Consider the following 14,206-nt stretch of genomic DNA (forward strand, 5'->3'; position numbering starts at 1 on the left):
AGCTAATTCAATTAAAAAAGAATGATGATTAGAAAACAATGTAGTTAATTAACATCTTAAACTAATGGTAATGAAAAATGTAACGAAGAAAATTCAAAAAATTCCTTACCTGTTTCTCCTTATGTTGTTTAGTTTTGTAACAGCATCAGCACAGAAAGGGATAACGGTGAGGGGAACGGTTCTTGATGGTCATGGTGAGACAATCATTGGAGCCTCGGTAATTTTAAAAGGTAATAATTCAGTAGGTACAATCACAGATATAGATGGCAATTTTGTATTGACTGTGCCCAATGAAAAGTCCGTCCTTGTTGTTTCGTATGTAGGAATGAAACCGCAGGAGGTAAAAGTGGTTTCCAAAGGTCTTATTAAAGTAACATTGGAAGATGACACCCAGCAACTGGAAGAAGTCGTTGTGGTGGGTTACGGACAACAAAAGAAAGCGAGTGTGGTAGGTGCTATTACGCAGACCACTGGAAAAGTGTTGGAACGGGCAGCCGGTATTTCTGATATTGGTGCGGCGTTAACCGGCAACCTGCCGGGGGTTATTACTACTCAAAGTTCCGGTATGCCGGGCGAAGAGGAACCTAAAATCACAATTCGCGGTTCTAGTTCTTGGAATAATAGTGACCCGTTGGTGCTGGTAGATGGTATAGAACGTCCGATGAGCAGTGTAGACATTGCCTCCGTACAATCTATTTCTGTTTTGAAGGATGCTTCTGCAACAGCTGTCTATGGTGTGAAAGGTGCGAATGGTGTTATTTTGGTGACAACAAAACGTGGAACCGAAGGTGCTGCCCAAATTAACGTATCAGCCAATGCCACGATGAAGGTACCTTCCAAGCTTCCCAACAAGTTGGATTCTTATGATGCATTAATGGCGCGTAATATGGCTATTGAGCATGAGTTGAGCCTGTATCCGGATTCATGGTCGTATATAAAGCCGCAGGCAATTATTAATAAGTATCGTAATCCGGCAAATCTGGAACAAGCGGAACGTTATCCGAATGTGGACTGGCAAGATGTATTGTTTAAAGACTATGCGATGTCCTACAATGCAAATGTGAATGTTGGTGGTGGTACCCGCTTTGTTAAATATTTCGCTTCTGTGGATTATGTACATGAAGGTGACTTGTTTGAAGTGTTTGATAACGGGCGTGACTATAATTCCGGTTATGGGTATGACCGTATTAATGTGCGTAGTAATCTGGATTTCCAAATAACCAAGAGTACTGTTTTTAAGGTAAATGTGGCAGGTTCTAATGGGTATAAGAAAACTCCTTATAATAATTCCAATTATGATAGTTCGGCTGACTGGTCGATTGCCCAGCAGTGGGCGGGGGCGTATAATATTGCTCCGGATGTGTTCCTTCCCAAATATTCAGATGGTTCGTGGGGATATTATCCGAATATTTCGAATGTAACCAATTCAGCGGAAAATATTTCATTGGGGGGTACGATGACTACCACTACTACGCAGATTACGACTGACTTTGCATTGGAACAGGATTTGAGTTTTATCACCAAAGGTTTGACTGCGAGAGCTATGGTTTCTTGGGATAATACTTTCGTTGAATGGAAGCGTGGTATCAACGATTTATTTAACGATGCACAACGTAAATGGATTAATCCGGATACGGGTGAGGTCAGCTATAAAAAATCGTATGATAACAATACCGGTTTTGATTTTATGCAGGGCGTAATGTGGAACACAGAAGGTGGTGAGGTTAAGAATTGGGCAACACAGCGTAATCTTAATTATCAGGCACAACTAAACTGGGCCCGTAACTTTGGAAAACATAATGTCACCCTTATGGGGCTGTTTAGCCGTCAGGAAACTGCTACTGGTAGTGAAATTCCTCACTATCGTGAGGACTGGGCATTCCGCACAACTTATAATTGGGCTGACCGGTATTTTATTGAATACAATGGCGCTTATAACGGTTCGGAGAAATTCAGCAAGGAAAATCGTTTTGCCTTTTTTAATTCGGGCGCTATCGGTTGGATGGTTAGTGAGGAACCGTTTATGAAGTTCTTGAAAGACCGCAGAATTCTGGATATGTTAAAACTTCGCGCTTCTTATGGTGAGATTGGTGATGATAACGTAAGCACACGCTGGTTATATATGAACCAATGGGCTTATGATGGAACTTCGTCTTTGGATGTAGATCGCGGCGTAAGTCCATATACATGGTTTCGTGAGTCGGCAGTAGGTAATTCTGACGTGCATTGGGAGAAAGTAAAGAAAGTGAATTTTGGTATTGATTACTCGTTTTTGGATGGTTTATTTGCTGGTAGCGTGGAAATCTTCCGCGACAAACGTACTGATATTTTGGTTGGCGGTAGTGATCGGGCTATTCCTTCTTATTTTGGTGCCACGGCAGTTACTGCCAATTTGGGTAAGGTTAAAACTAAAGGTTATGAGTTGGAACTTCGCTTTAATAAGACGTTCTCCAACGATATGCGCGTTTGGGCTAATATGAGTATGACCCATGCGGAAAATAAGATACTCGAAAAAGATGATGCTCCATTGTTGGCTGGTTATCAAAAGGTGGCAGGTTATGCCATCGGTCAGAATAAGGCATTTATCGATAAGGGATATTTGAATTCTTATGATGACGTGATTGGTAGCCCGCAGCATGATACAAACAATTCATCACGTCTCCCCGGTGACTATTACATCGTTGATTTCAATGGTGACGGTATAGTCGACAGCAAAGACCAGGCTCCTTATGGTTATTCTGATACTCCACAGAATACATATAATGCCACTCTTGGCTTTGAATGGAAGGGTTTTAGTGCTTTCGTTCAGTTCTATGGTGTAAATAATGTGACTCGTGTTGTTCAATTGACCAGTTTTGGTAGTCAGATGAATACGGTGTATGATCAGGGTAGTTGGTGGTCTGAGGCTGGTGATGCGGCAGATGTAGTAACTCCGCGCTGGTTGTCGAAGGTGAGTAGTTACAGCAATGGTACACAATACTATTATGACGGTTCCTACATTCGTCTGAAAAATGCAGAAATTGCCTATACCTTTACAGATGCTTGGGTACGAAAACTTGGGGTGAAGAATTTGAAGATTTACTTGAATGGAAACAACTTGTGGGTGTGGTCTAAGATGCCGGACGACCGTGAATCGAATTTTGCAGGTTCGGGCAATCAAGGAGCGTATCCTACGGTGAAACGTTTCAACTTAGGCGTTAAATTTACATTATAATCAAAGTACTATGAGAAAAATATATAGAACTCTTTTATGTGGTGGCTTATTGTTCCTTTCGTTGGGATTTTCATCTTGTGAGGACTATTTGGACAAGGAAGCCGACTCTACTGTTTCAGAAGAAGAAGCATTTAAGAACTTTAGGAATTTTCAGGGTTTCATCGAAGAAATATACAACTGTATTCCGGATAAGGAGAAGAACAATTACACTACTTCATGGAACTGGGGAGATGATGAAATATTCAACCCGGAAGGGGACAGCCACATGACGCATCAGGTTGATTTGGGTAATTTCCGTGCATGGTCTACCAATAATCAATGCTGGCTTTATCGTAACGGCAGTGACCCGACGGCTACTTATCATCCGAACGATGACGGCAATGCCAAGTTTAAACATTCACTGTGGCCGCATGCCTGGTATTGCATACGTAAGGCTAACATTGGTATCGCTAATCTGGAAAGGTTGAGGGAAGCTACGGATGAGGAGAAAAAACTGATTGCCGGCCAACTTTACTTTTTCCGCGCATGGTGGCACTTTGAAATGATGCAATATTTTGGCGGATTGCCCTATATCGATAGAGTCTTATCTGCTACAGAGAAAATGTCTTTGCCACGTCTGAGTTATCAGGAATGTGCTGATAAAGCGGCAGTCGATTTCCGTATGGCAGCGGATTTGCTTCCTATTAATTGGGACAACACGACTGTCGGCAAACAAACTGCGGGTAAGAATGATTTGCGTATCAACAAGATTATGGCATTAGGCTATCTGGGCAAGAACTATCTTTGGGCTGCCAGTCCTTTGATGGAGCATGGTGCGCAGCTAGGTGGAAGCAATACTTACAATTACAATACTGAATATGCAAAAAAAGCTGCAGAGGCATTCGGGGAGTTACTGACACTTGTCGAAAGCGGACAGACGCAATATGCATTGGCACAGTTTAACTATAGTGATATTTACAATCATACCAAATCGGCATCTGCCTCTAATAGTTATTCTGAAATATTCTATACTACCGGTCAGAACTGGAAAATGCCGGGTACTACAGAAGCTATTTTCCGTGGTCCGTCCGAAGACTTCAACGGTAGTAACTGGAATATGACTAAATTGTGGGGACCTAAGATTTATGGTTTGGTTGAGCATGATAATATCATTCATCAACCTACTGCCAACTATGTGAATTTGTATGGTATGAAAAACGGTTTGCCATTGAGCGAAGATGAAACAAAATCCGGTTTTAGTAAGAATTACCCATTTAGAAATCGCGATGCGCGTTTTTATCATGACATAGTGTTTGATGGATTCCAATATGTCAATGCTGCTATTCCTGAGCAAGACAAGGAATTCCTGCGCTATTGTACCTTGTATACGGGCGGAGCTATGAGAGCTGTGGCAAATGCCAGCCGTACTGGTTATTTCATTCAGAAATTAGTGCCGCATCAGGCTAATAAATATGATGGGCTTTACAACTGGTCGGGCAACCTGCATACTTACTTGCCTTATATGCGTTTGGCTGATATTTATTTGATGTATGCCGAGGCTTGTGCGGCAGTAGATGGCGCTTCAGGTAAATCTACGAATTTTAGTAAAACGGCCGAAGATGCGATCAATACTTTGCGTAAACGTGCAGGAGTGGGTCCTGTTGGTGGTGGAGAACCGGAAGATGAAAAAGGAACTCTTTGTCCGGAGTATATTTCCAATCCCCAGAAGTTTATGGATGAGGTTCGTCGTGAACGTGCTGTCGAGTTGTCTTTCGAAGGTTTCCGCTTCAACGATTTGCAACGTTGGTTGCTGCTGACCGAAGCCCCTTATACTATAAAGACTTCACAAGAATTCGAACGGGTTGAAAATGAAGACTTTTATAAGAATAATGATCCGGCAGAGGCAGAGGTGAGAAACTTCCGTGAAGTGACTATCTTGAAACGAGTATTTGGAACGAAGCATTATTGGTTCCCCTTATTGGATAATGATGTATACCTATATGCTGAATTCCCGCAAAACCCGGGATGGTAATTCCCTAAGGTTATTGAATGTATAATTATAAATGAATAAACAATGAAACATATATATCGAAGATTCATTCTTAGTGCGATGCTTGTTTTTCCGGCTGCGATTTCTGTCGGTGCGCAAGAGTTGACAGGGGATAATGCCAGTTCGCTACAAAACGACTCGTTGGTACAGGTAGCATTCCGAAAGGTTTCTCAGAATGATTTATTAGGCGGCACCTCAGTAGTAAATGTAGAGGAATTGACGAAGAAAAATTACGATACATGGAGCCTGGCAGGTATGCAGGGATATGTCGGTGGTTACAATGGAAACTCATTGTGGGGAATGGATGACAAGTTGATATTAGTGGACGGAGTACCTCGTAATATTGATTATATTTCTCCTACGGAAATCAGCCAGATCACTTTTTTGAAAGGTGCGCAAGCTGTGGTGCTCTACGGTAGTCGTGCAGCCAAAGGGGTAATTATGATTACAACTAAAAGAGGTCGGAATACAGACCTTCAAGTAGATGTACGTGCCAATACTGGATTTTATATAGCAAAGAGTTATCCCGAATATTTAGGCTCAGCCGAATACATGACTCTTTATAATGAAGCACGTGCCAATGACGGACTCGGGGCTCTTTATAGCGCGGAAGATATTTATCATTATGGTTCAGGTGAGAACCCTTACCGTTATGCCAATGTGAATATGTATTCACCGGACTATATCAAGAAAGCGTATAATCGTTCGGATGTTACGGCTGAAATCTCAGGTGGCAATCACCGTGCGCATTTTTATACGAATATAAATTATGTCCGTTCTAATGATGTTTTCAAATTGGGTGAAGCGAAACATAACGGTACCAGCGGTTTGAACATTCGCGGTAACGTAGACTTGACATTGAATGACTTTATCACAGCTTATGTGAATGCTAAGGTCTCTTTATATTCACGTCGCAGTGCCAATGGCTCTTATTATTGGAGTGCGGCATCTACATTCCGTCCCAATCGTATTTCTCCGTTGATTCCGTTGAGCTATATTGATGCAAAGGCTGTCAGCGCATGGGATTTGGTAGCGAATAGCAATAATATAATTGATGGAAAATACTTTCTGGCAGGAACACAATCTGATATGACAAATGTCTTTGGCGATTATTATGCTTCAGGTTATAGTAAGGCGACAGATCGTTCGTTCCAGTTTGATGCCGGAGTAAACATTGGTTTGGACAAGCTTTTGAAAGGACTCTCTTTTCACACTCGGTTTTCTGTAGATTACTCTACTGCATATACTACTTCTTATAATAACAGCTATGCTACCTATGCTCCTTCCTGGTCTAATAATGGTGGTAAAGACATTATTGTGGGTCTGACAAAATACAATGAGGACAAGAAGTCCGGTGTGCAGAATATCAGTGGAAGTAAGGATAACCAGACGGTTTTATTCTCCGGTCAGTTCGATTACAAGAATACTTTTAATGATGATCATCATGTATCAGCCATGTTAATAGCCTCCGGTTATCAACAAAGTTATTCAGGAGAATACCACAAGACAAGCAATGTTAATCTGGGCATACAGGCAGGATATAACTTCCGCAATAAATATTATGCGGATTTTGGTGGAGCTGTTATACATTCGGCAAAATTAGCTCCGGGACATCGTAATGCTTTCTCACCTTCTTTGACATTAGGATGGAGATTATCTAACGAAAGCTTCCTTGAAGACTCTCCGATAGTAGACGATTTGGTGTTGAGCGCGTCCGGTAGTATCTTGAATACGGATTTGGGAATTGACAATTACTATATGTATGATGGTTATTATAACCAGTCGGACGGAGCATGGTGGGGATGGCGCGAAAGTGTATCACTTCACTCAACTAACTCCAAACAAGGTGCGAATGAGGACTTGAGTTTTATCAAGAGGAAAGAATTCTCTGTTAATCTGAAAACTTCTTTGTGGAACCAGATGATAACAGCGGATGCCTCATTTTTTGTTAACTCTATTGAAGGTAAATTGGTGACTTCCACAACTAAGTATCCGGAGTACTTCTTTACTTATTATCCGACCGCTTCGTTTCGGCCGTACATCAACTATGATAATGATCGCCGCATGGGATTTGATTTTAACGTAAACTACAACAAACGTTTTGGCAAAGTTGATTTTACTGCAGGTGTTACCGGAACTTATTACACTACGAAAGCTACCAAGCGGGATGAATTGTATCAGGATAAATACCAATATCGAAAAGGATATGCAATTGACGGTCTTTGGGGATTGCAGTGTCTTGGATTCTTCAAGGATGAACAGGACATTATAGATTCTCCTGAACAGCGTCTTGGCGGTACAGTAAGACCGGGTGATTTGAAGTATGTAGATCAGAATAATGATGGTGTAATTGATGATAAAGACCAAGTTTATCTGGCTCGTGGCGGTTGGTATGGAGCTCCCTTGGCGTTGGGTATAAACTTGACTGCTAAATGGAAAGGATTAACTTTCTTTGTATTGGGTACAGGTGAGTTTGGCGGACATGCCATGAAAAACAACGAGTCTTATTATTGGATATCCGGTGAGGATAAATACTCGGCAGTAGTCCGGGGGCGTTGGACACCGGAAACGGCAGCAACAGCTACTTATCCGCGTCTGACTACAGAAAGTGGAACTAATAACTTTTATTCTTCCGACTTCTGGATGTACAAGACGGATGCTTTCCGTCTGTCAAAAGTACAGGTCACGTATGACCTACCTTCCAAGTGGTTTAAGAATAGTTTTGTTCATGGAGTATCCGCATATATCAGCGGTTCTGATTTGCTCACAATATCCAAGGAACGCAAGGCGTTGGAATTGAATGTTGGCTCCAGCCCGCAATGCCGCTTCTATAATTTGGGTGTGACTGCCACTTTCTAATACAGATTATTTCAATAATTAAAGAACGAAATTATGAAAAATATATTCAAATTATTGGCTTTCTTGCCTCTGCTGACTGCTTGTGACGATTTGTTTGAACCGGCACTAGAGAACAACAGAGATCTTGAGGCTATGTATAAAGAACCGAGCTATGCGCAGGGTATACTTGCGAACGCTTATATTATACTTCCTTACGAAACTTCACCTACAAGTGATTTGGCTACGGATGATGCTGTGACTAATGAGATTTCCAATAGCTATCTGCGAATGGCTACAGGTTCCTGGACTGCCAATAATAATCCGGTTTCCCAATGGCAGAATCGTTTCAATGCTATCCAGTATATCAATCTTTTTCTGGAGAATGTAGATAAGGTAGAATGGGCGAAAGACGAACGTATCTCTACCATGTTTCTTGATCGTTTGAAAGGAGAGGCTTATGGGTTGCGTGCACTGCATATGTATTATTTGTTACGTGCACATGGTGGTAAGATTGCTGACGGCACGTTAATGGGAGTACCTATTATTTTGAAATCGGAAGGACCGGATGCGGATTTTAATCATGCTCGTGCCACTTATTCCGATTGCGTGAAGCAAATAATGGAAGATGCTGATAAGGCTATCGAATTATTGCCGCTCGATTATAAGAAATTTGAAGATAGTGAGATACCGGAAAAATATAAGAATATTGGTGTGACGAATGCCAGTGATTATCGGCGTGTTTGTGGTGAAGAATTTAGAGGGTTGATGAGCGGACGGATTGCATTGGCTGTTCGTGCACAAACAGCTTTGCTGGCTGCCAGCCCGGCATTTCAAAGCGGGTCGGGGATGACTTGGGAACAAGCTGCCGATTATGCTGCTGAAATTGTAGAAAAAGCGAACGGTGGCGGAGGCTGCGGACTGGATGCAAATGGATTGGAGTGGTATACACTTGCGGATAATGATTATGGAACAGGCGGCAGCCCTGCCGAAGTTATCTGGCGCAGTAGCACAGATGAAAATAATACATTGGAAGCTGCTAATTTTCCACCGTCACTTTACGGAAACGGCCGTGTCAATCCCACCCAGAATTTGGTGGATGCTTTTCCTATGGCGAACGGTTATCCTATTTCTGAGACATCATCAGAGTATGATGCAGAGAATCCGTACAATAAACGTGACCCTCGGTTGGCAAAATACATTGTTTACAATGGCGGCAAGCAAGGACCTAATGACTCGGAAATCATTACGGGAACTTACGGAACGAATACGGATGTAGTAAATAAGGAGAGTGGAAGGTCTACTCGCACCGGTTATTATTTGAGGAAACTGTTGCGTAAAGAGTGTAACCCTAATCCGCAGTATAACACAACGAAGAAGCATTATACGGCACGTATCCGTTATACAGAGATGTTCCTCATTTATGCCGAGGCGGCTAATGAGGCTTGGGGACCACAGAATAGTAATGGACATCGATATAGTGCTTATGACGTAATCAAAGCCATTCGTACACGTGCCGGATTAGGTACAGATAATGGGGATGCCTATTTGGAGAGCATAAAGAATAATAATGATAAAGACAAGATGCGTGAACTTATCCGTAATGAGCGCCGCATCGAACTCTGTTTCGAGAATTTCCGTTTCTGGGATTTACGTCGCTGGAATGTCAATTTGACCAAGCTGAATGAAATAGCTTTAGGTGTGGAAATAAGCAAGAGCGGTGCTACGATGAAGTACACTCCGCTTGAGGTAGAAAATAGAAAGTATGAGGATTATATGATCTACGGACCACTACCTTTTGCTGAAGTTATGAAATGGAGCAATCTGGAGCAGAATGTCGGTTGGAAATAATTGTAAAATGCTAAATAAAGAAGAATATGAAATTATCAAAATTAATATTTGCCATATCAGTAGGAGCCTTTGTTTCATGGACAATGACATCCTGTGAAAATCAAGATAATGAATTTCCCGATTATGAGGGCGGCACTTCTGTCTACTTTGCATCCCAATATCCGGTGAGAACGTTGGTCATGGGGGAAGACGAGTATGATACGACGCTGGACAATGCTCATAAATGTAAGATTAATGCCACTATGGGTGGTGTTTATGCCAATAAAAAAAATATCACGATAGACATTGAAGTAGACAATACCTTGTGTGATAATCTTTATTATTCGTGGACTTCGGCATCTGATAACGTGCCGGTAAAAGCTATGCCTTCCAACTACTATACATTATCCGATAATAAGATAACCTTGAATAATGTATTAATGAATGGTGTGGAAGTCTCGTTTACTGATGCTTTCTTTGCTGATCCCGAAGCGTTGACCTCTACCTATGTCATTCCTTTGGTGATGACAGGTGTGACGAATGCCGACCGTATCTTGAATGGTACTTTGTCCGAAGGAGCGGAAGCTGTCAGATGCAATTCGTCTGTGTGGTTGGTGCAACCGCAGGATTATGTACTTTATTGTGTGAAATACATCAATAAGTGGACTGGTAAGTATCTGCGTCACGGGGTGGACAAAGTGACTGAAAACGGAGAAACTACCGTTAATGATCGTCGTAACGAGTATGTTGAAGATGATGAAATCTGTCAGACAACAACAAAATCCTTGACTGAAACCATTCTTACGGTTACTACCAATTTGGGGACAGCGGACAATCCGCGTAACATCGACTATCAGCTGCTGTTGACTTTCAATGGCGATGAATGTGCGGTTTCTGGATTGGGTGGCATTACAGCTACAGGTACAGGCAAATTCGTTCAGGACGGCGAGAAGAATAGTTGGGGCAATAAAGATCGTGATGCCATTTATTTGGAGTATACTGTTGATTTCGGTAACGGATTGAAGTTTGAAACGGAAGATACATTGGTTGCGCATAGCCGTGGTGTGGAAAGAGAAGACTTTACACCCGTTTATGTGAAGAATTAACCGCTAAATCTATAAGAATATGAAATACTATAATATTATTTTACAGCTTGCTATAGCTGCCGGAATAACTGTATCTTGTGCGGATGCGCCTTTTGCAGAGTTCAAGACAGAGAAACCGGAGAGTCTGAAAAAGTATGAGTACTTGAACGAATATGGTGATTTGAAAACATATATTAACCGTACCGCCCATCCCAACTTCAAGTTGGGAACGGGTGTCTCGGTTAGTGACTTCTTGAAACAAAATTTGGTTTATGCTTTGACTGTCAATAACTATGATGATGTGACGGCAGGCAATGCCATGAAATACAGCTCATGCGTTGATGCTAAAGGAAATATGGATTTCGGTACAGTCAAGAAGTTCGTGAAGACTGCTAAAGAAGCGGGAATCAGTATTTATGGGCATACACTTTGTTGGCACTCACAACAGCAAAACACTTATTTAAGTGGTCTGATTGCGGATAAAACGGTTGAAGTAGATCCTGGTGCAACAGAAGAAAAAGAGGATGTTCGTGTGGATTATTCAGAACTTAAGTCTTTCCCATATTGGAGTGCTGAACTTGTTCGTCCTGAAGTCAAGAATGGTGTATTGACTGTAGAAAATAGTGAAATTCGCAATAATTTTTATGATATACAATACCATGCAGCTGATAATATAGCCACCACTAAGGGGGGGAGTTATAAGCTAACATTATATATAAAAGGAAGTTCTGCAGGCAGTCTTACTGCAGGTTTAGGTGGTTGGGGAAATGTCATAAGTACAACGCTTAATTTTACCAATACGTGGCAAGAAGTATCAGTTGAATTGAATAACATTCCTGTAGATAAAAGTTTTGTAATATTACAGTCAGGCAATTTTGTGGGAACCTATGAAATAAAGTGGCTGAAAGTGACTCACATAGAAGCAGTTGATTCTTCTGTTTCATATGAAAGTCTTGTTACTAATGGAAATGCAGAGGGCGATGATGTTTCTTGTTTCTTTGCCAATGAACCAACTGTTTCAGGCACTCATGCTGCTACGATTGGTGCTTCTGGTACAGGCGCTGATGGTGTAGGTCGTGCATTTATCGTGAAATCCGGTAATAATCCTTCACAGACTTATGATACTCAGTTCTTTGTAAAATCAAGCATAGTCCTGAAAAAAGATGATATTTGCAAAATCTCATTTAAGTATAAAGCTGATAAAGCGGCTGGTTCAGAATCACAAACCCATACCACCCCCGGCGGTTATATTCATCATGATGCAGGAGTAAGTGTGAATTTCACAACTCAGTGGCAGACTTTTGAAAAGGAGTTTACGGTAACAGAACAGATGGTTACTCATGATGGCATTAAACCCTTTCAAACAATAGCATGGAATTTGGCTGTGTTTAAAGAGGCTAATACTTATTATTTTGACGACATAGAATTTTCTATTCAAAGAAAGGGAGCTGGCATTCCTCTGACTCCTGAAGAGAAAGAAGAAATCCTCACGAACGAACTGGAGCGTTGGATTAAGGGTATGTTGGAATCTTGTGACGGTTATGTTAAAGCATGGGATGTTGTGAATGAACCTATTTCCGGAAAAGATTCAGATGGGGATGGTTATTACGACCTTCAATCAGCTTCTCAACCTGATGATAACGGTGTCTCCGGTCAGAATTTCTATTGGCAGGATTATTTGGGTGATGATTACGCTCGTATTCCGATTAAGTTTGCGCGTAAGTATTTTGCGGAGTTCGGTGGTAATCCTGATGAGTTGAAGCTCTTCATTAATGACTATAATCTGGAATCCGACGGGGATCAGAATATGAAATTAAAAAGCTTGATACATTGGATCGAACGTTGGGAATCTGACGGGGAAACAAAGGTGGACGGCATCGGTACTCAAATGCATGTATCTTACTATATGAATCCTGCTACTCAGGCTAGTAAGGAAAAAGCCATTATCGATATGTTTACCCTGTTAGCTTCTACCGGTAAGCTCATAAAGATCACAGAATTGGATATGGGTATTTTTGATGCAGCCGGTGAAACGATACTGACGGAGAATCTGACAGACGAAATGCAGCAGAATATGTCTGATTTCTATCAGTTCATTATTGAGAAATATTTTGAGATTATTCCGGTGCCACAGCAATATGGCATCACTCATTGGAGTCCGACTGACAGTCCGTCTGAAAATTCTTTCTGGAGAAAAGGAGAGCCAATTGGTCTGTGGGATTTGAATTACAACCGCAAACCAGTCTATGTCGGTTTCCTTGAAGGTTTGAAAAATGGTACTGCCAAATAAATGAGATAGAAAACTATCATGTAGTTAATGCTTATCTAGGTTAGGCATACTCGTCAGGATAGCGGAATCTCGTGAAAGAGTTCCGCTATTCTTGTATATAAATTCAACAACGAAATCATGAAAAACATACTAGCTGTTTTAACTATGTTTTGTGTGTTGTTTTCTGCTTGTACCAGGGATGAAATCCCGCAAGAGAAGAACGACAAGAAAACAGAAGAAACAACGCCCGGTGATGAGGGTGGAGATAATTCAGATGATGATGGTTGGCTAATGAACCTGTTCATATAAAAGGTACAGATGGTAAATATGGTGGTGACGGTGATGCTTGCTTTATCAATATGCAAAAGTATTTTCAGGCAATTGTTGATAAAATACGTGGAAATGCTTGTAACAATATCATCTGGGTACCCGGATTGGGTTGGCAATCTCAGTATAGCGGCTATAAAGACCATCGTATCAAAGGAGAGAATATCGGTTATGCCGTACACTGTTATCCGGGTTGGTATGGAAGTGATGCCGAACAGGACAGTGGTGAAGGAAATGGGTCCTCTACAGGAGGGGGGTATGAACCTTTCCAGCGTGGTTGGGACAAGCAGGTAGGTCCGGTAGCTAGTTTTGCTCCTGTCATGGTGACTGAGATAGACTGGGCACCGAAGAAATACGATGCAACATGGGGGAAAAGTATTACGGGAGTGGCGAAAGGCAAAGGTTTTGGGGCTAATTTCAAATACATAGCCGATAGGTCAGGCAACGTTTCTTGGCTGTTCTTTACTACAAAGTCTCACGAACTGGCTGCTTTTAAAGATGTAGCGGGCGAACCGGGCAATTATACCTTTTTGAATGATCCGGAAGCGTGCCCGTGGGCTATTTATCACTGGTTTAAAGAGTATGCCGAAATAGATGAATAATAATATCAGTTTTGT

The 14,206-nt window shown here is 41.6% G+C and carries 7 protein-coding genes and 1 pseudogene; all 8 read left to right on the top strand.

All coding sequences use genetic code 11. From position 1 onward, the window contains the following. The first annotated feature begins 64 nt into the window (after positions 1–64). Positions 65–3,214, top strand: coding sequence for a SusC/RagA family TonB-linked outer membrane protein (locus tag A4V03_RS00210; protein WP_180323239.1), 3,150 nt, complete (start codon positions 65–67; stop codon positions 3,212–3,214). Positions 3,215–3,224: 10 nt separating this feature from the next. Next, complete coding sequence (locus A4V03_RS00215) at positions 3,225–5,225, top strand: RagB/SusD family nutrient uptake outer membrane protein (protein WP_065537491.1); 2,001 nt, start codon at positions 3,225–3,227, stop codon at positions 5,223–5,225. 42 nt (positions 5,226–5,267) lie between these two features. Beyond that, positions 5,268–8,102 carry a SusC/RagA family TonB-linked outer membrane protein gene (locus A4V03_RS00220; RefSeq protein WP_065537492.1) on the top strand — a complete coding sequence of 945 codons (2,835 nt, stop codon included), beginning with the start codon at positions 5,268–5,270 and terminating at the stop codon, positions 8,100–8,102. Between the two features lie 33 nt (positions 8,103–8,135). Beyond that, positions 8,136–9,929, top strand: a complete 1,794-nt coding sequence (locus tag A4V03_RS00225; protein WP_065537493.1) for a RagB/SusD family nutrient uptake outer membrane protein — start codon at positions 8,136–8,138, stop codon at positions 9,927–9,929. 26 nt (positions 9,930–9,955) lie between these two features. Beyond that, entirely contained in the window at positions 9,956–11,014 is a 1,059-nt protein-coding gene (locus A4V03_RS00230) for a DUF5627 domain-containing protein (RefSeq protein ID WP_065537494.1), read from the top strand. A gap of 19 nt (positions 11,015–11,033) precedes the next feature. Beyond that, complete coding sequence (locus A4V03_RS00235) at positions 11,034–13,283, top strand: endo-1,4-beta-xylanase (RefSeq protein ID WP_065537495.1); 2,250 nt, start codon at positions 11,034–11,036, stop codon at positions 13,281–13,283. Between the two features lie 117 nt (positions 13,284–13,400). Then, entirely contained in the window at positions 13,401–13,571 is a 171-nt protein-coding gene (locus A4V03_RS21185) for a hypothetical protein (RefSeq protein WP_236588686.1), read from the top strand. Beyond that, positions 13,547–14,179: pseudogene (locus A4V03_RS00240) on the top strand (cellulase family glycosylhydrolase); the annotation flags it as partial. The gene A4V03_RS21185 and the pseudogene A4V03_RS00240, both read left to right, overlap by 25 nt. Positions 14,180–14,206: the final 27 nt, after the last annotated feature.

It is taken from the genome of Bacteroides caecimuris (genome assembly GCF_001688725.2).
GTDB classification, from domain to species: domain Bacteria; phylum Bacteroidota; class Bacteroidia; order Bacteroidales; family Bacteroidaceae; genus Bacteroides; species Bacteroides caecimuris.